This is a genomic window from Escherichia sp. WS1450, from assembly GCF_046487395.1.
In the GTDB taxonomy this organism is placed as follows: Bacteria; Pseudomonadota; Gammaproteobacteria; order Enterobacterales; family Enterobacteriaceae; genus Escherichia; species Escherichia coli.
Genome location: NZ_JBJQJO010000040.1, coordinates 1 through 21,176, shown reverse-complemented (window position 1 = coordinate 21,176; position 21,176 = coordinate 1). Strand labels below are relative to the sequence as shown.

General features: G+C 49.6%; 17 protein-coding genes, 1 rRNA gene and 2 pseudogenes. 12 read left to right on the top strand and 8 right to left on the bottom strand.

Translation table 11 applies throughout. The annotated features are described in order from the left end of the window. Positions 1–87: ribosomal RNA gene (gene rrf, locus ACJHYR_RS25410) — 5S ribosomal RNA — on the top strand; the annotation flags it as partial. Positions 88–189: 102 nt separating this feature from the next. Here rrf and mobB read toward each other — a convergent pair. Both mobB and mobA read right to left on the bottom strand, forming a co-directional pair. Further along, positions 190–717 carry a molybdopterin-guanine dinucleotide biosynthesis protein MobB gene (gene mobB / locus ACJHYR_RS25405; protein WP_000907617.1) on the bottom strand — a complete coding sequence of 176 codons (528 nt, stop codon included), beginning with the start codon at positions 715–717 and terminating at the stop codon, positions 190–192. Next, entirely contained in the window at positions 699–1,283 is a 585-nt protein-coding gene (gene mobA, locus ACJHYR_RS25400; RefSeq protein ID WP_001052184.1) for a molybdenum cofactor guanylyltransferase MobA, read from the bottom strand. The genes mobB and mobA overlap by 19 nt, the downstream gene beginning before the upstream one ends. Positions 1,284–1,352: 69 nt before the next feature. Here mobA and ACJHYR_RS25395 point away from each other — a divergent pair, with 69 nt between their 5' ends. The 4 genes from ACJHYR_RS25395 (at position 1,353) to ACJHYR_RS25380 (ending at position 4,913) form a co-directional block, all read left to right on the top strand. Next, positions 1,353–1,622 carry a YihD family protein gene (locus ACJHYR_RS25395; RefSeq protein WP_001295263.1) on the top strand — a complete coding sequence of 90 codons (270 nt, stop codon included), beginning with the start codon at positions 1,353–1,355 and terminating at the stop codon, positions 1,620–1,622. A gap of 76 nt (positions 1,623–1,698) precedes the next feature. Then, entirely contained in the window at positions 1,699–2,685 is a 987-nt protein-coding gene (gene srkA / locus ACJHYR_RS25390) for a stress response kinase SrkA (RefSeq protein WP_059328129.1), read from the top strand. 16 nt (positions 2,686–2,701) lie between these two features. Continuing rightward, entirely contained in the window at positions 2,702–3,328 is a 627-nt protein-coding gene (gene dsbA / locus ACJHYR_RS25385; RefSeq protein WP_000725337.1) for a thiol:disulfide interchange protein DsbA, read from the top strand. 154 nt (positions 3,329–3,482) lie between these two features. After that, positions 3,483–4,913, top strand: a complete 1,431-nt coding sequence (locus ACJHYR_RS25380; protein WP_072837586.1) for a YdgA family protein — start codon at positions 3,483–3,485, stop codon at positions 4,911–4,913. A 40-nt stretch (positions 4,914–4,953) separates the two neighbouring features. On the opposite strand, the gene ACJHYR_RS25375 is transcribed toward ACJHYR_RS25380, so the two are convergent. After that, positions 4,954–5,886 (bottom strand): acyltransferase, encoded by a 933-nt coding sequence (locus tag ACJHYR_RS25375; RefSeq protein WP_001306659.1) that lies wholly within the window; start codon positions 5,884–5,886, stop codon positions 4,954–4,956. A 363-nt stretch (positions 5,887–6,249) separates the two neighbouring features. On the opposite strand from ACJHYR_RS25375, the gene polA reads away from it, so the two are divergent. Beyond that, complete coding sequence (gene polA, locus ACJHYR_RS25370; RefSeq protein ID WP_000250024.1) at positions 6,250–9,036, top strand: DNA polymerase I; 2,787 nt, start codon at positions 6,250–6,252, stop codon at positions 9,034–9,036. 381 nt (positions 9,037–9,417) lie between these two features. On the opposite strand, the gene yihA is transcribed toward polA, so the two are convergent. Continuing rightward, on the bottom strand, positions 9,418–10,050 hold the full coding sequence (gene yihA / locus ACJHYR_RS25365; protein ID WP_000183349.1) for a ribosome biogenesis GTP-binding protein YihA/YsxC: 633 nt from the start codon (positions 10,048–10,050) through the stop codon (positions 9,418–9,420). A 296-nt stretch (positions 10,051–10,346) separates the two neighbouring features. Between yihA and ACJHYR_RS25360 the strand changes: the two are divergent. The 3 genes and pseudogenes from ACJHYR_RS25360 (at position 10,347) to hemN (ending at position 12,703) form a co-directional block, all read left to right on the top strand. Next, positions 10,347–10,513 (top strand): annotated as a pseudogene (locus ACJHYR_RS25360) (hypothetical protein). A gap of 118 nt (positions 10,514–10,631) precedes the next feature. Then, entirely contained in the window at positions 10,632–11,141 is a 510-nt protein-coding gene (gene yihI / locus ACJHYR_RS25355; protein ID WP_001295266.1) for a Der GTPase-activating protein YihI, read from the top strand. A gap of 188 nt (positions 11,142–11,329) precedes the next feature. After that, on the top strand, positions 11,330–12,703 hold the full coding sequence (hemN, locus tag ACJHYR_RS25350; RefSeq protein ID WP_032353147.1) for an oxygen-independent coproporphyrinogen III oxidase: 1,374 nt from the start codon (positions 11,330–11,332) through the stop codon (positions 12,701–12,703). 189 nt (positions 12,704–12,892) lie between these two features. Here hemN and ACJHYR_RS25345 read toward each other — a convergent pair whose 3' ends face one another. From ACJHYR_RS25345 to glnA, 4 genes are all read right to left on the bottom strand, one after another. Next, a complete protein-coding gene (locus ACJHYR_RS25345; protein ID WP_000893994.1) occupies positions 12,893–13,003 on the bottom strand; it encodes a YshB family small membrane protein in 111 nt (36 codons plus the stop codon). A gap of 111 nt (positions 13,004–13,114) precedes the next feature. Continuing rightward, complete coding sequence (gene glnG / locus ACJHYR_RS25340; RefSeq protein WP_001315107.1) at positions 13,115–14,524, bottom strand: nitrogen regulation protein NR(I); 1,410 nt, start codon at positions 14,522–14,524, stop codon at positions 13,115–13,117. An 11-nt stretch (positions 14,525–14,535) separates the two neighbouring features. Continuing rightward, positions 14,536–15,585 carry a nitrogen regulation protein NR(II) gene (glnL, locus tag ACJHYR_RS25335; RefSeq protein WP_000190577.1) on the bottom strand — a complete coding sequence of 350 codons (1,050 nt, stop codon included), beginning with the start codon at positions 15,583–15,585 and terminating at the stop codon, positions 14,536–14,538. A gap of 173 nt (positions 15,586–15,758) precedes the next feature. Continuing rightward, complete coding sequence (gene glnA / locus ACJHYR_RS25330) at positions 15,759–17,168, bottom strand: glutamate--ammonia ligase (protein WP_001271717.1); 1,410 nt, start codon at positions 17,166–17,168, stop codon at positions 15,759–15,761. Positions 17,169–17,540: 372 nt separating this feature from the next. On the opposite strand from glnA, the gene typA reads away from it, so the two are divergent. From typA to ACJHYR_RS25315, 3 genes and pseudogenes are all read left to right on the top strand, one after another. After that, a complete protein-coding gene (gene typA, locus ACJHYR_RS25325; protein WP_000570668.1) occupies positions 17,541–19,364 on the top strand; it encodes a ribosome-dependent GTPase TypA in 1,824 nt (607 codons plus the stop codon). Between the two features lie 216 nt (positions 19,365–19,580). Further along, complete coding sequence (locus tag ACJHYR_RS25320) at positions 19,581–20,291, top strand: GntR family transcriptional regulator (RefSeq protein ID WP_001550345.1); 711 nt, start codon at positions 19,581–19,583, stop codon at positions 20,289–20,291. Positions 20,292–20,298: 7 nt separating this feature from the next. Beyond that, positions 20,299–21,069 (top strand): annotated as a pseudogene (locus ACJHYR_RS25315) (sugar phosphate isomerase/epimerase family protein); the annotation flags it as partial. Positions 21,070–21,176 lie beyond the last annotated feature (107 nt).

The following is a 21,176-nucleotide window of genomic DNA, read 5'->3' as shown; positions in this document are numbered from 1 at the left end:
TGACCCCATGCCGAACTCAGAAGTGAAACGCCGTAGCGCCGATGGTAGTGTGGGGTCTCCCCATGCGAGAGTAGGGAACTGCCAGGCATCAAATTAAGCAGAAGGCCATCCGTCAGGATGGCCTTTTTGCGCTGGAGCAGAAGAAGGCCGGATGCGACGCTGGCTGCGTCTGATCCAGCCTACTCTTGCTTATCCGTCCTGATTTTGCATCCACTCCACCACAAAATCAGCCAGCCCCCCAACATCATTAATATCCAGTAACGCGACATCAAGATTAAGTGACACATCACTGGCTACAGCAATAACATGTCTGTCTATCACTAATTCTTCCGGTCGATGTCCGGCTCCATCGCGAAAAAGCACAATCTTTGCGATCTCTTCATGCTTAAACCCTTCGACCAGAATCAAATCCAGCTTTGAGGTATCCATTCGACTTGCGAGAAAATGTAGATCCAGCTCTTCTTCGTCTGGTGTTTCCGTCATCAAGGCCCATCGCTGCTGGCTGGCAACGATGGTTTGTGCCGCGCCAGCCTTGCGCAGCTCATAGCTATCTTTGCCCGGTTTATCAACATCCATATCATGGTGCGTATGCTTAATCAGCCCTGGACGGATCCCTCTGGCGCATAATGCCGGGATCAGTTTTTTCAGCAGCGTAGTTTTTCCAGTGCCGCTCCACGCGGCAAAGGCGAGTAACGGTATCATCGTTTTTCCTGCCATCGGGCAAGCTCCTCTGGCGTATTCACGTTAATAAATGCATCTTTATTATCGCTGAAATCAACCGCATGACCGCCAGCCAGACGCATAAATGCCATTACCCGGCGTTCTCCTGCTTGCAGATATTCCAGTAATAAAGGCTCAATTGCGCGGTTTACCAGAGCAATAGTCGGGTGATCGCGTTCACCGTCGTGGACCCACACGACAGGTGCCTCTTTGCGCTGATGATTAAGCCGGGCTGCTAAATCAGGGGGAATGTAAGGCGTATCGCACGGACAAAACAAAAACCACTCCCCCGTTTCCTGCTGCATTACTGAAAGCATTCCTGCCAGAGGGCCTGGGTAATCCGCCAGTGAATCTTCAATCACTTTCAGACCGCTTGCCTGATAGATTTCCTGATGACGATTGGCATTAACCACGACGTGCGAGAGCTGCGTCATAAGCGCGTCAGCGACATGTTGCCACAGCGGTTTGCCGTTTAATTCAAGCAATCCTTTATCTACGCCGCCCATTCGTCTGGCTTTACCGCCCGCCAGCACAACGCCTGTTATCGTCGTCATCAGATTCACCGATATCGCCTCTTTTATTGTGGGATTGACCCTGCTAACGTGTCTGTCTCAAGAGTAAGGAGCATTACTATGAAATGTAAACGTCTGAATGAAGTTATTGAACTCCTCCAGCCAGCCTGGCAAAAAGAGCCAGACCTTAACCTGCTGCAATTTTTGCAGAAACTGGCGAAAGAGTCAGGTTTTGACGGCGAACTGGCGGATTTGACGGATGACATTCTGATCTATCATCTGAAAATGCGTGATTCCGCGAAAGATGCGGTGATCCCGGGTTTGCAGAAAGATTATGAAGAAGATTTCAAAACGGCGCTGTTACGCGCTCGCGGCGTAATTAAAGAGTAAAAGCTTGTAAGCGGCGCCACCAAAATCATCGTGAAATGATATCCTTCATCATTCGTAATGTTTTCCGGATGATGGGATGAACAACAGCGCTTTTACTTTCCAGACACTACACCCGGATACCATCATGGATGCTCTATTTGAGCAAGGGATCCGGGTGGATTCCGGTCTTACCCCGCTTAACAGCTATGAAAACCGTGTCTATCAATTTCAGGACGAAGATCGTCGACGTTTTGTCGTCAAATTTTATCGCCCTGAACGTTGGACAGCCGATCAAATCCTCGAAGAACATCAATTTGCGTTGCAGCTGGTTAACGATGAAGTTCCGGTCGCAGCGCCTGTGGCCTTTAACGGTCAGACTTTATTGAATCATCAGGGATTTTATTTCGCTGTTTTTCCAAGCGTCGGTGGTCGCCAGTTCGAAGCTGATAATATCGGTCAGATGGAAGCGGTTGGGCGTTATTTAGGGCGTATGCATCAGACGGGGCGCAAACAGCTTTTTATCCATCGCCCGACCATCGGTCTGAATGAATATCTCATTGAGCCTCGCAAGCTGTTTGAGGACGCTACACTGATACCTTCCGGGTTGAAAGCGGCATTCCTGAAAGCGACAGATGAGCTGATCGCCGCCGTTACAGCACACTGGCGGGAAGATTTCACCGTTCTGCGGCTACATGGAGACTGCCACGCCGGTAATATCCTCTGGCGCGATGGTCCAATGTTTGTTGATCTGGATGATGCACGTAATGGTCCAGCCGTTCAGGATTTGTGGATGTTGCTCAATGGCGATAAAGCCGAGCAGCGGATGCAACTGGAAACTATTATTGAAGCTTATGAAGAATTTAGCGAGTTCGACACCGCTGAAATCGGACTGATTGAACCTTTACGCGCCATGCGTTTGGTTTATTATCTTGCCTGGCTGATGCGGCGTTGGGCTGATCCCGCGTTCCCGAAAAATTTCCCGTGGTTAACCGGGGAAGATTACTGGCTGCGACAGACGGCGACTTTTATAGAACAGGCAAAAGTTCTACAAGAACCCCCTTTGCAATTAACACCTATGTATTAATCGGAGAGAGTAGATCATGAAAAAGATTTGGCTGGCGCTGGCTGGTTTAGTTTTAGCGTTTAGCGCATCGGCGGCGCAGTATGAAGATGGTAAACAGTACACTACCCTGGAAAAACCAGTTGCTGGCGCGCCGCAAGTGCTGGAGTTTTTCTCTTTCTTCTGCCCGCACTGCTATCAGTTTGAAGAAGTTCTGCATATTTCTGATAACGTGAAGAAAAAACTGCCGGAAGGCGTGAAGATGACTAAATACCACGTCAACTTCATGGGTGGTGACCTGGGCAAAGATCTGACTCAGGCATGGGCAGTGGCGATGGCACTGGGCGTGGAAGACAAAGTCACTGTTCCGCTGTTTGAAGGCGTACAGAAAACCCAGACCATTCGTTCAGCATCTGATATCCGCGATGTATTTATCAACGCAGGTATTAAAGGTGAAGAGTACGACGCGGCGTGGAACAGCTTCGTGGTGAAATCCCTGGTCGCTCAGCAGGAAAAAGCTGCAGCTGACGTGCAATTGCGTGGCGTTCCGGCGATGTTTGTTAACGGTAAATATCAGCTGAATCCGCAGGGTATGGATACCAGCAATATGGATGTTTTTGTTCAGCAGTATGCTGATACGGTGAAATATCTGTCCGAGAAAAAATAATTCAATGTAAATTACATAAAGCCCGTGAATATTCACGGGCTTTTTTTATTATTTAATAAATATAAATACATTCTGATAATGCATCCTGCCGCTGGACATTATTTCAGCATAAGTGGATATTCAAAGTTTTGCTGTTTTATCAGGGAATATTTATATGATACGTAAGTCAGCTACAGGTGTTATTGTTGCGTTAGCCGTAATCTGGGGTGGTGGCACATGGTACACAGGTACGCAAATTCAGCCTGGTGTCGAAAAGTTTATTAAAGATTTTAACGATGCTAAAAAGAAAGGTGAACATGCCTGCGATATGACGTTAAGTTATAAAAACTTTGACAAAGGCTTTTTTAATTCTCATTTTCAAATGCAAATAACATTTGATAACGGTGCACCCGATCTCAATATCAAGCCAGGCCAGAAAGTTGCATTTGATGTGGATGTTGAGCACGGTCCGTTGCCCATCACAATGTTAATGCGTGGTAATGTCATCCCCGCACTGGCAGCGGCAAAAGTGAACTTAGTGAATAATGAACTGACACAACCGCTATTTATCGCCGCGAAAAATAAATCGCCCGTGGAAGCGACATTGCGATTCGCGTTTGGTGGCTCATTCTCTACGACATTAGATGTTGCCCCTGCAGAGTATGGAAAGTTTTCTTTTGGTGAGGGCCAGTTTACTTTTAATGGTGATGGTAGTTCATTGTCTAACCTGGATATTGAAGGCAAAGTCGAAGATATTGTTCTGCAATTATCACCAATGAACAAAGTAACGGCAAAAAGTTTTACCATTGATTCTCTGGCGCGATTAGAAGAAAAGAAATTTCCGGTTGGTGAAAGCGAGTCGAATTTTAATCAGATTAACATTATCAATCACGGGGAAGACGTTGCCCAAATCGATGCTTTCGTTGCAAAAACCAGGCTGGATCGCGTTAAAGACAAAGATTATATCAATGTCAATCTGACCTACGAACTTGATAAGTTAACAAAAGGGAATCAGCAACTCGGTAGTGGTGAGTGGTCATTGATTGCTGAATCTATTGATCCCTCAGCAGTGCGCCAATTTATCATCCAGTATAACATTGCGATGCAGAAGCAGCTTGCTGCACACCCTGAGTTAGCAAACGATGAAGTTGCTCTGCAAGAAGTGAATGCTGCATTGTTCAAAGAGTATTTACCGTTATTACAAAAAAGTGAGCCGACCATTAAACAACCGGTAAGATGGAAGAATGCACTCGGCGAACTAAATGCCAATCTGGATATCAGTATTGCCGACCCAGCCAAATCCTCATCATCCACAAACAAAGATATTAAATCGCTCAATTTTGATGTGAAGTTACCGCTTAATGTCGTCACAGAAACCGCAAAACAGCTTAATTTATCTGAAGGAATGGATGCTGAAAAAGCGCAAAAGCGGGCTGATAAACAAATCAGCGGGATGATGACATTAGGTCAGATGTTTCAGTTAATCACGATTGACAACAATACCGCCTCGCTGCAACTGCGTTATACACCGGGTAAAGTTGTTTTTAACGGACAGGAAATGAGCGAAGAAGAATTTATGTCTCGTGCCGGACGTTTTGTTCATTAAAATACTCACTCGCCTCTGCTCATTCAGAGGCGAGTAAAACTTACTTATTCTGACGCTGTGATGACATCAACGACGTCAGAAGTCGGTCTTTTTCCTGCCACAGTGAGTTCAGCCATTGCTGAAAATGGCGCTTAAAGCTTTTGTCATTGATGTAGTCGCCATGTAACTCATCGGCAATAGGCTGTAAATCCACATGTACGACAATTCGCGTCAGTTTACCGCTTAACATATCGAAGAACGGCTGACGGTTATTGTCCGGATAACATAGCGTAACATTAAGCAGTTTATCGAATTGTTTACCCAGTACATTTAGCGCCATCGCAATGCCTGCCGCCTTTGGTGGCAACAAGTTTTGAAAAGTGGAGTGCGTTTGCTGATGTTTTTCTTGCGTGAAACGGGAGCCTTCAACGAAATTAACAATGGTGGTGGGATGCAGGCGAAACTTTTCACAAGAACGCCGAGTAGTTTCAACATCTTTACCACGTCTCTCCGGATGACGTAATAAATAAGCGCGGGAATAACGCTTCATAAACGGCATATCCAGCGCCCAGCATGCCAGGCCAAGAAAAGGCACCCAGGCCAGCTGCTGCTTGAGGAAATATTTATTCATCGGAATGTGCTTACGAAACAGCACGCACAGTACGACAATATCTGCCCAACTACGGTGGTTACAAATAAGCAGATACCAGTTTTTCTTACTTAACCCTTCCAGCCCGTGAACTTCCCATTGCAGGTGTGGGTTCAAATGCAGTAATACCGCCAGACCTTCACACCAGCAATACATCATAAAATCACAAAAACGCGAAACCTTTCGCCAAATGACTGGCACAGGAAGCAATAGTTTTACAATCCCGGCAATGATGATCGGGACGGAGCAAAAAATAGTGACCAAAATGGTCAATACGATACTCAGCAAAAGGGTTATCGCAGCGAGTATTCTCGTCATAATGAATTTATTCAAAAAGTTAGCCATAGACAGTGCGCTAAAGAAGCGCAAGGCGCAGATTTTAGCAGAAAACGACCCAAATAACGGATGATCCTTAAGGAGAAAAATAATTCATATCTATCCACATTAGAAAAAATCCCATCATCTCAATTATTAGGGATGGTCTTATTTTTAACTTCATGAAAAACAAAGACAAACATCATGCTGTAAAAAGCATGATAATAAATTAAAAGCGATGTAAATAATTTATGCACAAAGTTATCCACATGACGATTTGCGAGCGATCCAGAAGATCTACAAAAGATTTTCACGAAAAGCGGTGAAAAACTCATGTTTTCATCCTGTCTGTGGCATCCTTTACCCATAATCTGATAAACAGGCACGGACATTATGGTTCAGATCCCCCAAAATCCACTTATCCTTGTAGATGGTTCATCTTATCTTTATCGCGCATATCACGCGTTTCCCCCGCTGACTAACAGCGCAGGCGAGCCGACCGGTGCGATGTATGGTGTCCTCAACATGCTGCGCAGTCTGATCATGCAATATAAACCGACGCATGCAGCGGTGGTCTTTGACGCCAAGGGAAAAACCTTTCGTGATGAACTGTTTGAACATTACAAATCACATCGCCCGCCAATGCCGGACGATCTGCGTGCACAAATCGAACCCTTGCACGCGATGGTTAAAGCGATGGGACTGCCGCTGCTGGCGGTTTCTGGCGTAGAAGCGGACGACGTTATCGGTACTCTGGCGCGGGAAGCCGAAAAAGCCGGGCGTCCGGTGCTGATCAGCACTGGCGATAAAGATATGGCGCAGCTGGTGACGCCAAATATTACGCTTATCAATACCATGACGAATACCATCCTCGGCCCGGAAGAGGTGGTGAATAAGTACGGCGTGCCGCCAGAACTGATCATCGACTTCCTGGCGCTGATGGGTGACTCCTCTGATAACATCCCTGGCGTACCGGGCGTCGGTGAAAAAACCGCGCAGGCATTGCTGCAAGGTCTTGGCGGACTGGATACGCTGTATGCCGAGCCAGAAAAAATTGCTGGGTTGAGCTTCCGTGGCGCGAAAACAATGGCAGCGAAGCTCGAGCAAAACAAAGAAGTTGCTTATCTCTCATACCAGCTGGCGACGATTAAAACCGACGTTGAACTGGAGCTGACCTGTGAACAACTGGAAGTGCAGCAACCGGCGGCGGAAGAGTTGTTGGGGCTGTTCAAAAAGTATGAGTTCAAACGCTGGACTGCTGATGTCGAAGCGGGCAAATGGTTACAGGCTAAAGGGGCGAAACCCGCAGCCAGGCCGCAGGAAACCAGTGTTGCAGACGAAGCGCCAGAAGTGACGGCAACGGTGATTTCTTATGACAACTACGTCACCATCCTTGATGAAGAAACACTGAAAGCGTGGATTGCGAAGCTGGAAAAAGCGCCAGTATTTGCATTTGATACCGAAACCGACAGCCTCGATAACATCTCTGCCAACCTGGTCGGGCTTTCTTTTGCTATCGAGCCAGGCGTAGCGGCATATATTCCGGTTGCTCATGATTATCTTGATGCGCCCGATCAAATCTCTCGCGAGCGTGCACTCGAGTTGCTAAAACCGTTGCTGGAAAATGAAAAGGCGCTGAAGGTCGGGCAAAACCTGAAATACGACCGCGGTATTCTGGCGAATTACGGAATTGAGCTGCGTGGGATTGCGTTTGATACCATGCTGGAGTCCTACATTCTCAATAGCGTTGCCGGGCGTCACGATATGGACAGCCTCGCGGAACGTTGGTTGAAGCACAAAACCATCACTTTTGAAGAGATTGCGGGTAAAGGCAAAAATCAACTGACCTTTAACCAGATTGCCCTCGAAGAGGCCGGACGTTACGCCGCCGAAGATGCGGATGTCACCTTGCAGTTGCATCTGAAAATGTGGCCGGATCTGCAAAAACACAAAGGGCCGTTGAACGTCTTCGAGAATATCGAAATGCCGCTGGTGCCGGTGCTTTCACGCATTGAACGTAACGGTGTGAAGATCGATCCGAAAGTGCTGCACAATCATTCTGAAGAGCTCACTCTTCGTCTGGCTGAGCTGGAAAAGAAAGCGCATGAAATTGCAGGTGAGGAGTTTAACCTTTCCTCCACCAAGCAGTTGCAAACCATTCTGTTTGAAAAACAGGGAATTAAACCGCTGAAGAAAACGCCGGGTGGCGCGCCGTCAACGTCGGAAGAGGTACTGGAAGAACTGGCGCTGGACTATCCGTTGCCAAAAGTGATTCTGGAGTATCGTGGTCTGGCGAAGCTGAAATCGACCTACACCGACAAGCTGCCGCTGATGATCAACCCGAAAACCGGGCGTGTACATACCTCTTATCACCAGGCAGTAACTGCAACGGGACGTTTATCGTCAACCGATCCTAACCTGCAAAACATTCCGGTGCGTAACGAAGAAGGTCGTCGTATCCGCCAGGCGTTTATTGGGCCAGAGGATTATGTGATTGTCTCGGCGGACTACTCGCAGATTGAACTGCGCATTATGGCGCATCTCTCGCGTGACAAAGGCTTGCTGACCGCATTCGCGGAAGGAAAAGATATCCACCGGGCTACGGCGGCAGAAGTGTTTGGTTTGCCACTGGAAACCGTCACCAGCGAGCAACGCCGTAGCGCGAAAGCGATCAACTTTGGTCTGATTTATGGCATGAGTGCTTTCGGTCTGGCGCGGCAATTGAACATTCCACGTAAAGAAGCGCAGAAGTACATGGACCTTTACTTCGAACGCTACCCTGGCGTGCTGGAGTATATGGAACGCACCCGTGCTCAGGCGAAAGAGCAGGGCTACGTTGAAACACTGGACGGACGCCGTCTGTATCTGCCGGATATCAAATCCAGCAATGGTGCTCGTCGTGCAGCGGCTGAACGTGCAGCCATTAACGCGCCAATGCAGGGAACCGCCGCCGACATTATCAAACGGGCGATGATTGCCGTTGATGCGTGGCTACAGGCTGAGCAACCGCGTGTGCGTATGATCATGCAGGTACACGATGAACTGGTATTTGAAGTTCATAAAGATGATGTCGATGCCGTCGCGAAGCAGATTCATCAACTGATGGAAAACTGTACCCGTCTGGATGTGCCGTTGCTGGTGGAAGTGGGGAGTGGCGAAAACTGGGATCAGGCGCACTAAGATTCGCCTGAACATGCCCTTTTTTCGTAAGTAAGCAACATAAGCTGTCACGTTTTGTGATGGCTATTAGAAATTCCTATGCAACAACTGAAAAAAAATTACAAAAAGTGCTTTCTGAACTGAACAAAAAAGAGTAAAGTTAGTCGCGTAGGGTACAGAGGTAAGATGTTCTATCTTTCAGACCTTTTACTTCACGTAATCGGATTTGGCTGAATATTTTAGCCGCCCCAGTCAGTAATGACTGGGGCGTTTTTTATTGGGCGAAAGAAAAGCTCCGTAATGCCTGATGCGCCCTGTTTATCAGGCCAACGGTAGAAGTGTAATCTATTGAATTTACGGGCCGGATACGCCACATCCGGCACAAGCATTAAGGCAAGAAAATTATTCGCCGTCCTGCGTTTCTTCTACAGGCTGCATCTCGCTAAACCAGGTATCCAGTTTCTGCCGCAGCTTGTCCACGCCTTGTTTCTTCAGTGAAGAGAACGTTTCAACCTGCACATCACCGTTAAACGCCAGCACCGCTTCACGCACCATATTCAATTGCGCTTTACGTGCGCCGCTTGCCAGTTTGTCCGCTTTGGTCAGCAGCACCAGCACGGCGATATTGCTGTCTACCGCCCACTCAATCATCTGCTGATCCAAATCTTTCAGCGGATGGCGAATATCCATTAGCACCACCAGACCTTGCAGGCTCTGACGTTTTTCGAGGTATTCGCCGAGCGCGCGCTGCCATTTGCGCTTCATCTCTTCCGGGACTTCCGCGTAGCCATAGCCGGGCAAGTCAACCAGACGCTTGCCGTCAGCCACTTCAAACAGGTTGATAAGCTGGGTGCGCCCTGGGGTTTTTGAGGTCCGCGCCAGGCTTTTCTGGTTAGTCAGCGTGTTCAGCGCGCTGGATTTACCTGCGTTGGAACGGCCTGCAAAAGCCACTTCAATTCCGGTATCGGAAGGTAAGTGGCGAATATCAGGCGCACTCATCACAAAATGCGTCTGTTGATAATTCAAATTAGTCAAAGCGGTCGTCTCCGTCAGTCAAAGCTTTGCGGCGATTATACCTGAACCATAATAAAAGGCGGATTTTTCGGCGTGAGCGTTGTAAGTAAAAGCCATACGCTTTGTGAGACATTGCCGATAGTCTTTATGCGAAATAGCAGAGAAAATTCTGCGATGCATGTCAAATAAGCTATATAAATCAGTTAATTGCTTTTATATAAAACTCTGAAAATGTGCAAATACTGATGGCGGTTGATTGTTTGTTTAAAGCAAAGGCGTAAAGTAGCACCCATAGAGCGAGGACGCTAACAGGAACAATGACTCAGGATGAGGGTCAGGAGCGCCAGGAGGCGAAGACAGAGGATTGTCAGGAAGACAAACGTCCGGAGACGTAATTAAACGGAAATGGAATCAACACGGATTGTTCCGGCTAATGGAAAAACAGGGTGTGTTGGCGGCCTGCAAGGATTGTAAGACCCGTTAAGGGTTATGAGTCAGGAAAAAAGGCGACAGAGTAATCTGTCGCCTTTTTTCTTTGCTTGCTTTCTGTTAGATTCCGCCGCAAATCTATACTGAATAAAACGGCTAAAAGACGAACCATTATGAAACCATCATCTTCAAACTCACGCAGCAAAGGTCATGCAAAAGCGCGTCGAAAAACACGCGAGGAGCTGGATCAGGAAGCTCGTGACCGTAAGCGTCAGAAAAAACGTCGTGGTCATGCGCCGGGCAGCCGCGCAGCGGGCGGTAACACCACGTCAGGCAGCAAAGGCCAGAACGCACCGAAAGATCCACGTATTGGCAGTAAAACCCCTATTCCATTGGGCGTGACTGAAAAAGTCACCAAACAGCACAAACCGAAGAGTGAGAAACCTATGCTTTCACCGCAGGCGGAGTTGGAGTTACTGGAAACGGATGAGCGTCTGGATGCGCTGCTGGAACGTCTGGAAGCAGGCGAAACCCTGAGCGCCGAAGAGCAATCCTGGGTGGATGCCAAGCTGGATCGTATTGATGAGTTGATGCAGAAGCTCGGCCTCTCTTATGACGATGACGAAGAAGAGGAAGAAGACGAGAAGCAAGAAGACATGATGCGTCTGCTGCGGGGCAACTAACGGATTGCCGCCGTGGGCCTTCCCGTTCTGCTGATAACCCTTCCGGTTATATGTTATCTGGTGTGGTTATTCGTTAAACTACAGCGGTTGTCGCGGCGACAAAAGTGGCTGCGCAACCGGCTGATGACCCGAAACGGGCATCCGCCGGTACGCCGTAGCCGCCAGAGACGCCATCGGAAGGAGTGAGCATGTCTGTACAGCAAATCGACTGGGATCTGGCCCTGATCCAGAAATATAACTATTCCGGGCCACGATACACCTCGTACCCGACCGCGCTGGAGTTTTCAGAAGACTTCGGCGAACAGGCGTTTTTACAAGCCGTGGCGCGCTATCCTGAGCGTCCATTATCTCTCTACGTACATATCCCGTTCTGCCATAAGCTTTGTTACTTCTGCGGTTGCAATAAGATTGTTACTCGCCAGCAGCACAAGGCCGATCAGTATCTGGACGCGCTGGAGCAAGAAATCGTCCATCGTGCACCGCTTTTTGCCGGGCGCAAGGTGAGCCAGCTGCACTGGGGCGGTGGTACGCCGACGTATCTGAACAAAGCGCAAATCAGCCGTCTGATGAAGCTGCTGCGCGAAAACTTCCAGTTCAATGCCGATGCGGAGATTTCGATCGAAGTCGATCCGCGCGAAATCGAACTGGATGTACTCGATCATTTACGCGCCGAGGGCTTTAATCGTCTGAGCATGGGCGTGCAGGACTTCAACAAAGAAGTGCAACGTCTGGTTAACCGCGAGCAGGATGAAGAGTTCATCTTTGCACTGCTTAACCATGCGCGTGAGATTGGTTTTACCTCCACCAACATCGACCTGATTTACGGCCTGCCGAAACAGACGCCGGAGAGTTTCGCTTTTACCCTGAAACGTGTGGCGGAGCTGAACCCCGATCGTCTGAGCGTCTTTAACTACGCGCATTTGCCGACCATTTTTGCTGCTCAGCGCAAAATCAAAGATGCTGACTTGCCGAGTCCGCAGCAAAAACTCGATATCCTGCAGGAAACCATCGCCTTCCTGACGCAATCGGGCTATCAGTTTATCGGTATGGATCACTTTGCCCGTCCGGATGACGAGCTGGCGGTGGCCCAGCGTGAAGGCGTGCTGCATCGTAACTTCCAGGGCTACACCACTCAGGGCGATACCGATCTGCTGGGGATGGGCGTTTCCGCCATCAGCATGATTGGCGACTGCTACGCGCAGAACCAGAAAGAGTTGAAGCAGTACTATCAGCAAGTGGATGAACAAGGCAATGCGCTGTGGCGTGGTATTGCGCTAACGCGTGATGACTGTATTCGCCGCGATGTGATTAAGTCGCTCATCTGCAACTTCCGTCTGGATTACGCCCCTATTGAGAAACAGTGGGATTTGCACTTCGCTGATTACTTTGCGGAAGATCTCAAGCTGCTCGCCCCGTTAGCAAAAGATGGGCTGGTGGATGTGGATGAGAAGGGGATTCAGGTGACGGCGAAAGGTCGCTTGCTGATCCGCAACATTTGCATGTGCTTTGATACCTATCTGCGCCAGAAAGCGCGGATGCAGCAGTTCTCACGGGTGATTTAAATAGTGAATGGCGCTTCGTTTACAAAGTAGAAAACGAAAGCGCCATCAATGTGCTGAGAACAAGATTGCCTGATGCGCTACGCTTATCAGGCCTACAAAACCTGTTGAAAATATTGCTTTTGTAGGCCGGATAAGGCGTTCACGCCGCATCCGGCATGAACAAAGAGCACTTCATCAGCAATCTGAAACTCAACTAAACAGCCCAATCATTGCGGCACACAGCACGGCAGCAACGGCAGTTTGCGGTGTGTGGCTGTCAACTGCGCCACTCGATACCAGATTAATTATTGATTCCAGCATAATGACTCTCCCCGTTTTCCGGGCAAGATCATACTGAACTTATCGGAACAGTAAAGCGCAAAATACCAGCAATTTGCGCTCAATAATCAATCTTTACACACAAGCCGTGAATCACTCCATCCCCAGCTCTTTTAACTTCCGCGTCAGAGTGTTACGCCCCCAGCCGAGTAGCCGCGCCGCTTCCTGTTTATGCCCCTGCGTATGTCGCAGCGCGGTGGTCAGTAACGTCCGTTCCAGCTCTGGCTGTGCTTCGGAAAGCAGGTTTTGATGACCGGAACGCAGCGCCCGATCTGCCCACTGTGCTAACAGTGTTGCCCAACTGTCCGGCTGCATGTGTGAAGTGCTTTCCGGTACGTTTGATTCAAACAGTTCACCGGGCAAATCCTGAATCAACACTTCCTGCCCGGCGGCCATCACCGTTAGCCAGCGACAGGTGTTTTCCAGCTGGCGCACGTTGCCTGGCCACGCCAGACGCGTCAGCGCGGCTTCGGTTTCCGGATGCAGCAACTTCGCTTCTACGCCCAGTTCGCGCGCGGCAACCTGTAAAAAATGGCGCGCCAGGCGGGGAATATCTTCCCGACGCTCACGCAGCGGCGGCAGATGAACGCGGATAACGTTCAGGCGGTGGAACAGATCCTCACGGAACTTACCTTCCTGCACCCGCTGTTCAAGATTCTGGTGAGTGGCAGCGATAATCCGCACATCCACTTTCACCGGCGCATAGCCGCCAACGCGATAAAACTGACCGTCTGCCAGCACGCGCAGCAAACGCGTCTGCACATCCAGCGGCATATCGCCAATTTCATCGAGGAATAATGTGCCACCATCAGCCTGTTCAAAACGCCCCTGACGAATGGTATTCGCGCCGGTAAACGCGCCTTTCTCGTGACCAAACAGTTCGGATTCGATCAAATCCTTCGGGATAGCCGCCATATTGAGCGCGATAAATGGCGCTTTGGCTCGCGGGCTGTGGCGATGAAGGGCATGAGCGACCAGTTCTTTACCGGTGCCGGACTCGCCGTTAATCAGCACGCTAATAGAAGAACGCGAAAGCCGACCGATAATCCGGAACACGTCCTGCATGGCTGGCGCTTCGCCGATGATATCGGTCGTTGGGCCGTTAAGCTGAACATTACGCGGCTGCTGCTGTTCCTGATAATGGCTGATGGCGCGCTCAACCAGCGCCACGGCTTCGTCGATATCAAACGGTTTGGGCAGATAATCAAACGCCCCTTGTTGATAGGCGCTGACGGCAGCATCCAGATCGGAATGTGCGGTCATAATGATGACCGGAAGCATCGGATGGCGCTGTTTAATCTGCTTGAGCAGCGCCAGCCCGTCCATTCCCGGCATACGGATATCTGAAAGCAGCACATCCGGCGTTTTGCTCGCCAGCGCCTCCAGTACCTCCGCGCCGTTCTCAAATGTCGTACAGGTTAAACCCGCTCCAGCGAGCGCACGTTCAAGCACCCAACGGATGGAACTATCGTCATCGACTACCCAGACTATCCCTCGTTGCATAAACGTCACCTTTATTTCCTGATAGGCAGGTAAACCGAGAACTCGGTATGACCTGGCCAACTGGTAAATTCAATTTTGCCTGAATGCTGATCAATCAAATTACGGGCGATGGATAAGCCAAGCCCGGTGCCACCTTCGCGGCCGCTGACCATCGGGTAAAACAGCGTATCCTGCAAATGAGGCGGAATACCTGGCCCGTTATCTTCCACATCAATTCGCGCCGCCAGCCGATAACGCTCGCCGTGTAAGGTCAGTTGGAAAGCTGTGCGGGTACGCAGAATGATTTCACCACCCTCTGGCCCCAGCGCCTGTAGCGCATTGCGCACAATATTCAGGAGCACTTGCTCAATTTGATCCGGGTCGTGCGCCAGTTCCGGCAGGCTGGGGTCGTAATCACGAATCAACCGCACGTTGTCCGGCAGTTCCATCGACACCAGCGTCACCACGCGTTCAGCCACTTTATGAATACTTTCGGTAACGCGCGTACCGGGCAGCTGCGGCCCCAACAGACGGTCGACCAGATTTCGCAGCCGGTCCGCCTGTTCGATAATCACTTTGGTATATTCGAGTAGTGACGGGTCAGGTAATGCTTTGCTGAGCAGCTGCGCCGCGCCCCGTAAACCGCCAAGCGGATTTTTAATCTCATGTGCCAGGCCGCGCACTAAATCACGGGCAGCAACCTGCTGGGCGTGCTGTAGCTGTTCCTGACTTAAGCGGCGCTGGTTATCCATCGGAGCCATCTCCAGCAGGATCATGCCGTCCGGCATACGCTGGGCCGTCACAGAAAGGATATGCGAGCGCCCGTCGATGACCAGCGTCACTTCGTTATCGGTAAAGCCTTGCCCCGCCTCCAGACTTTCTTGCATCAGCTCGATATTTAATGAGAAGTAGCTCAACAGTTCCGGTAACGGCGTACCAAACAATTTGCGGGAGCTTTGGGCGAGCAGTTGTTGCGCGGCGGGGTTGGCGTAATGGATCGCCAGGTTGTCATCGATTAACAAAATACTGTTAATCAGCGAGTTGAGGATCTGCCCAGCATCGGGCTGCGTGCCTGTTGCCATAAAGCAGTCTCCTGAACAGGTTGCACCATTTTAGTGCATTATAGCTTTTTACGGATAAAAAGCGCGAAGCATCAGAGAATTGACGGAGAAAAAAGCCCATGCAGAGATGGGCTGAAAGTTTCCACGGCAACTAAATCCCGGCGTTGTTGCGCCGGGTAGTACAACTTCAACTATTAGACGCTGTAGTACAGCTCAAACTCTACCGGATGCGGAGTCATACGTACGCGGTCATCTTCTTCGCGACGCAGAGCGATGTACGCATCGATCGCTTCATCAGTGAACACGCCACCGGCTTTCAGGAACTCGCGGTCCAGATCCAGTTCGTTCAGTGCTTCTTCCAGAGAACCAGCAACCTGTGGGATCTCTTTCGCTTCTTCCGGCGGCAGGTCATACAGGTTTTTGTCCATGGCTTCGCCCGGATGGATCTTGTTCTTGATACCATCAAGACCGGCCATCAGCAGGGCAGCAAAGCACAGGTACGGGTTAGCCGCCGGATCCGGGAAACGTACTTCGATACGACGTGCTTTCGGAGAAGAAACCACCGGAATACGGATAGACGCAGAACGGTTACGCGCAGAGTAAGCCAGCATTACCGGTGCTTCGTAGCCCGGGACCAGACGCTTGTAAGAGTTGGTGGTCGGGTTTGCCAGGGCGTTAATCGCTTTAGCGTGTTTGATTACGCCGCCAATGTAGTACAGCGCCTGCTCAGACAGACCTGCGTATTTGTCGCCTGCGAACAGGTTAACGCCGTTTTTAGACAGAGACATGTGGCAGTGCATACCGGAGCCGTTATCACCGAACATCGGTTTTGGCATAAAGGTCGCGGTTTTACCGAAGCGGTGCGCTACGTTGTGCACAACATATTTGTAGATCTGAATTTCGTCAGCTTTTTTGGTCATGGTATTGAAGCGGGTAGCCACTTCGTTCTGACCAGCAGTCGCTACTTCGTGGTGATGGGCTTCAACCACCAGACCCATCTGTTCCATCACCAGACACATTTCAGAACGAATATCCTGAGCAGAGTCTACCGGCGGAACCGGGAAGTAACCGCCTTTCACTGCCGGACGGTGACCTTTGTTACCACCTTCGTATTGGGTGGAGGAGTTCCATGCGCCTTCGATATCGTCGATAGCAACGTGGGAACCGGAGATAGAAGATCCGAAACGGATGTCATCGAACAGGAAGAATTCAGGTTCTGGCCCGAACAGTACGGTGTCGGCAATGCCAGTGGAACGCAGGTAATCTTCAGCGCGCTTCGCAATAGAGCGCGGGTCACGGTCATAGCCTTGCAGGGTGCCAGGTTCAAGGATGTCGCAACGGATAATCAGGGTAGAATCGGCGAAGAACGGGTCAATCACTGCGGTGGATGCGTCTGGCATCAGCACCATATCGGATTCGTTAATGCCTTTCCAGCCGCCAATCGAGGAGCCGTCAAACATTTTGCCTTCTTCGAAGAATTCAGCATTCACCTGATGAGCAGGGATAGTGACGTGCTGTTCTTTACCTTTGGTATCGGTGAAGCGCAAATCAACAAACTTCACTTCGTGCTCGTTCAGCATCGTCAGTACGTGTTCAGCGGACATACTTTAACTCTCCTGGATTGGTCATTGTCGTCGTGGTAACGAAATCTGCAATTATTTTGGCCGTGTCGCCGTAAAAAAGATAAAGCGAAAACTGTGCCAACTTTTAAATTGCCCCTAAAAGGCGTTATCATGCTTAACATCGTGCAAAAGGGCTGCACCATGATGTGAATGTTGCACCAATATAGTGCTTCAATGGAAACATTAAGCACCATATTGGTGCAATGACCTTTGGATAACCCTTTTTATGCTCCGTGAAAGCGATCACAAAGGGACTCTGCAATACTTGTTTGCGGAGGATGTTTGTGATCCTGTTTTGTAGTGCGATTAATCCGTGTACAATAACGCGCTATTTCTAATGCCTGAGGCAAAGTTGTGATCGAAAAATTGCGTAATATCGCCATCATCGCGCACGTAGACCATGGTAAAACCACCCTGGTAGACAAGCTGCTCCAACAATCCGGTACGTTCGACTCTCGTGCCGAAACCCAAGAGCGCGTGATGGACTCCAACGATTTGGAGAAAGAGCGTGGGATTACCATCCTCGCGAAAAACACCGCTATCAAATGGAATGATTACCGTATCAACATCGTTGATACCCCGGGGCACGCCGACTTCGGTGGTGAAGTTGAACGTGTAATGTCCATGGTAGACTCAGTGCTGCTGGTGGTTGACGCATTTGACGGCCCGATGCCGCAAACGCGCTTCGTAACCAAAAAAGCGTTTGCTTACGGCCTGAAGCCGATTGTTGTTATCAACAAAGTTGACCGCCCTGGCGCGCGTCCTGATTGGGTTGTGGATCAGGTATTCGATCTGTTCGTTAACCTCGACGCGACCGACGAGCAGCTGGACTTCCCGATCGTTTACGCTTCTGCGCTGAACGGTATCGCGGGTCTGGACCACGAAGATATGGCGGAAGACATGACCCCGCTGTATCAGGCGATTGTTGACCACGTTCCTGCGCCGGACGTTGACCTTGACGGTCCGTTCCAGATGCAGATTTCTCAGCTCGATTACAACAGCTATGTTGGCGTTATCGGCATTGGCCGCATCAAGCGCGGTAAAGTGAAGCCGAACCAGCAGGTCACTATCATCGATAGCGAAGGCAAAACCCGTAACGCGAAAGTCGGTAAAGTGCTGGGCCACCTCGGTCTGGAACGTATTGAAACCGATCTGGCGGAAGCTGGCGATATCGTGGCGATCACGGGCCTGGGCGAACTGAACATTTCTGACACCGTTTGCGACACGCAAAACGTTGAAGCGCTGCCGGCACTCTCCGTTGATGAGCCGACCGTTTCTATGTTCTTCTGCGTTAACACCTCGCCGTTCTGCGGTAAAGAAGGTAAGTTCGTAACGTCTCGTCAGATCCTGGATCGTCTGAACAAAGAACTGGTACACAACGTTGCGCTGCGCGTAGAAGAAACCGAAGACGCCGATGCGTTCCGCGTTTCTGGTCGTGGCGAACTGCACCTGTCTGTTCTTATCGAAAACATGCGTCGTGAAGGTTTCGAACTGGCGGTATCCCGTCCGAAAGTAATCTTCCGTGAAATCGACGGTCGTAAACAAGAGCCGTATGAAAACGTGACGCTGGACGTTGAAGAACAGCATCAGGGTTCTGTGATGCAGGCGCTGGGCGAACGTAAAGGCGACCTGAAAAACATGAATCCAGACGGTAAAGGCCGCGTACGTCTCGACTACGTGATCCCAAGCCGTGGTCTGATTGGCTTCCGTTCTGAGTTCATGACCATGACTTCCGGTACTGGTCTGCTGTACTCCACCTTCAGCCACTACGACGACGTACGTCCGGGTGAAGTGGGTCAGCGTCAGAACGGCGTACTGATCTCTAACGGTCAGGGTAAAGCGGTAGCGTTCGCGCTGTTCGGTCTGCAGGATCGCGGTAAGCTGTTCCTCGGTCACGGTGCAGAAGTTTACGAAGGTCAGATTATCGGTATTCATAGCCGCTCTAACGACCTGACTGTAAACTGCCTGACCGGTAAGAAACTGACCAACATGCGTGCTTCCGGTACTGACGAAGCCGTTGTTCTGGTTCCGCCTATCCGCATGACTCTGGAACAAGCTCTGGAGTTCATCGATGATGACGAACTGGTAGAAGTGACTCCGACCTCTATCCGTATTCGTAAACGTCACCTGACGGAAAACGATCGTCGCCGCGCCAACCGCGCACCGAAAGACGATTAATTTCGCTTTTCAGTCATAAAAAACCTGCCATCGCTGGCAGGTTTTTTTTTACCTGTCGTGAGCGCACACCAATGCGAGTATCTCCCTTATAAGTCTGTGATTACGTCAATAGAGAGCTTTGTCACAATTATCTGCAAAGTCATACACCGTTAATTGCTTTCTTTTTTGGTGTAAGCGTAAGATGCTTCATCTGGTTTAAACCAAAAGGATTAAACAATGGCGGAGAATCAATCCACCGTAGAAAATGCAAAAGAGAAACTGGATCGGTGGTTGAAAGATGGCATCACCACGCCGGGTGGAAAACTCCCTTCAGAAAGAGAGCTGGGAGAACTGCTGGGCATTAAACGTATGACGCTGCGCCAGGCGTTGTTGAACCTCGAGGCAGAATCCAAAATCTTCCGTAAGGATCGTAAGGGGTGGTTCGTGACCCAGCCGCGATTTAATTACAGTCCGGAGCTGTCAGCGAGCTTTCAGCGGGCCGCAATTGAGCAAGGACGAGAGCCTTCCTGGGGGTTTACCGAGAAAAAACGTACCAGCGATATTCCCGAGACGCTCGCGCCACTGATTGCAGTGACACCATCAACTGAACTCTATCGCATCACCGGCTGGGGGGCGCTGGAAGGACATAAAGTTTTCTATCACGAAACATATATTAATCCTGAAGTTGCTCCGGGTTTTATTGAACAACTTGAAAACCACTCATTTTCTGCAGTCTGGGAAAAGTGCTACCAAAAAGAGACGGTAGTAAAAAAATTGATTTTCAAACCCGTCAGAATGCCGGGCGATATCAGCAAGTATCTTGGCGGTTCTGCGGGTATGCCAGCGATCTTAATTGAAAAGCATCGCGCCGACCAGCAAGGCAATATTGTCCAGATAGATATTGAATATTGGCGATTTGAGGCCGTAGACCTCATCATTAATCTGTAGGTGTTTTATGGTGACAATAAATAACGCAAGAAAGATTCTACAACGTGTCGACACTCTTCCTCTTTATTTACATGCTTATGCCTTTCATTTAAATATGCGGCTGGAAAGAGTGTTGCCTGCTGATTTACTTGATATCGCAAGTGAAAATAATCTACGTGGCGTCAAAATCCATGTTCTGGATGGCGAGCGTTTTTCTCTTGGTAATATGGACGATAAAGAACTCTCTGCCTTTGGGGATAAAGCCCGCCGTCTGAACCTTGATATTCATATTGAAACCAGCGCTTCAGATAAGGCATCTATTGACGAAGCCGTCGCCATTGCGTTGAAAACTGGGGCATCGTCCGTACGTTTTTATCCACGTTATGAAGGTAATTTGCGCGACGTATTATCGATCATCGCTAACGACATTGCCTATGTACGGGAAACGTATCAGGACAGCGGCCTGACTTTTACGATCGAACAGCATGAAGATTTAAAAAGCCATGAGCTGGTGTCGCTGGTCAAAGAAAGTGAGATGGAATCTCTTTCCTTACTGTTTGATTTTGCGAACATGATCAATGCAAATGAGCATCCCATCGACGCTTTAAAAACGATGGCACCGCATATTACCCAGGTCCATATCAAAGATGCCTTGATCGTTAAAGAAGAGGGTGGCCTGGGTCATAAAGCCTGTATTTCAGGTCAGGGTGATATGCCGTTCAAAGCGTTATTAACGCACCTTATATGCCTGGGTGATGATGAGCCGCAGGTGACGGCATATGGCCTGGAAGAAGAGGTTTGTAGTGGCACAGTAAATTTGGCCACCTGATTAAAGGTGATATCCTCACCACAACACAAAACAGGTGACTTAATGAACAAGAAAACCAAACGTACTTTCACCCCTGA

What these genes read in the sequence shown, in the direction of transcription:
- mobB (WP_000907617.1), bottom strand. Translation starts at nt 717, where the DNA reads ATGGCAGGAAAAACGATGATACCGTTACTCGCCTTTGCCGCGTGGAGC.
- ACJHYR_RS25395 (WP_001295263.1), top strand. Translation starts at nt 1,353, where the DNA reads ATGAAATGTAAACGTCTGAATGAAGTTATTGAACTCCTCCAGCCAGCC.
- srkA (WP_059328129.1), top strand. Translation starts at nt 1,699, where the DNA reads ATGAACAACAGCGCTTTTACTTTCCAGACACTACACCCGGATACCATC.
- dsbA (WP_000725337.1), top strand. Translation starts at nt 2,702, where the DNA reads ATGAAAAAGATTTGGCTGGCGCTGGCTGGTTTAGTTTTAGCGTTTAGC.
- ACJHYR_RS25380 (WP_072837586.1), top strand. Translation starts at nt 3,483, where the DNA reads ATGATACGTAAGTCAGCTACAGGTGTTATTGTTGCGTTAGCCGTAATC.
- ACJHYR_RS25375 (WP_001306659.1), bottom strand. Translation starts at nt 5,886, where the DNA reads ATGGCTAACTTTTTGAATAAATTCATTATGACGAGAATACTCGCTGCG.
- polA (WP_000250024.1), top strand. Translation starts at nt 6,250, where the DNA reads ATGGTTCAGATCCCCCAAAATCCACTTATCCTTGTAGATGGTTCATCT.
- yihI (WP_001295266.1), top strand. Translation starts at nt 10,632, where the DNA reads ATGAAACCATCATCTTCAAACTCACGCAGCAAAGGTCATGCAAAAGCG.
- hemN (WP_032353147.1), top strand. Translation starts at nt 11,330, where the DNA reads ATGTCTGTACAGCAAATCGACTGGGATCTGGCCCTGATCCAGAAATAT.
- ACJHYR_RS25345 (WP_000893994.1), bottom strand. Translation starts at nt 13,003, where the DNA reads ATGCTGGAATCAATAATTAATCTGGTATCGAGTGGCGCAGTTGACAGC.
- glnG (WP_001315107.1), bottom strand. Translation starts at nt 14,524, where the DNA reads ATGCAACGAGGGATAGTCTGGGTAGTCGATGACGATAGTTCCATCCGT.
- glnL (WP_000190577.1), bottom strand. Translation starts at nt 15,585, where the DNA reads ATGGCAACAGGCACGCAGCCCGATGCTGGGCAGATCCTCAACTCGCTG.
- glnA (WP_001271717.1), bottom strand. Translation starts at nt 17,168, where the DNA reads ATGTCCGCTGAACACGTACTGACGATGCTGAACGAGCACGAAGTGAAG.
- ACJHYR_RS25320 (WP_001550345.1), top strand. Translation starts at nt 19,581, where the DNA reads ATGGCGGAGAATCAATCCACCGTAGAAAATGCAAAAGAGAAACTGGAT.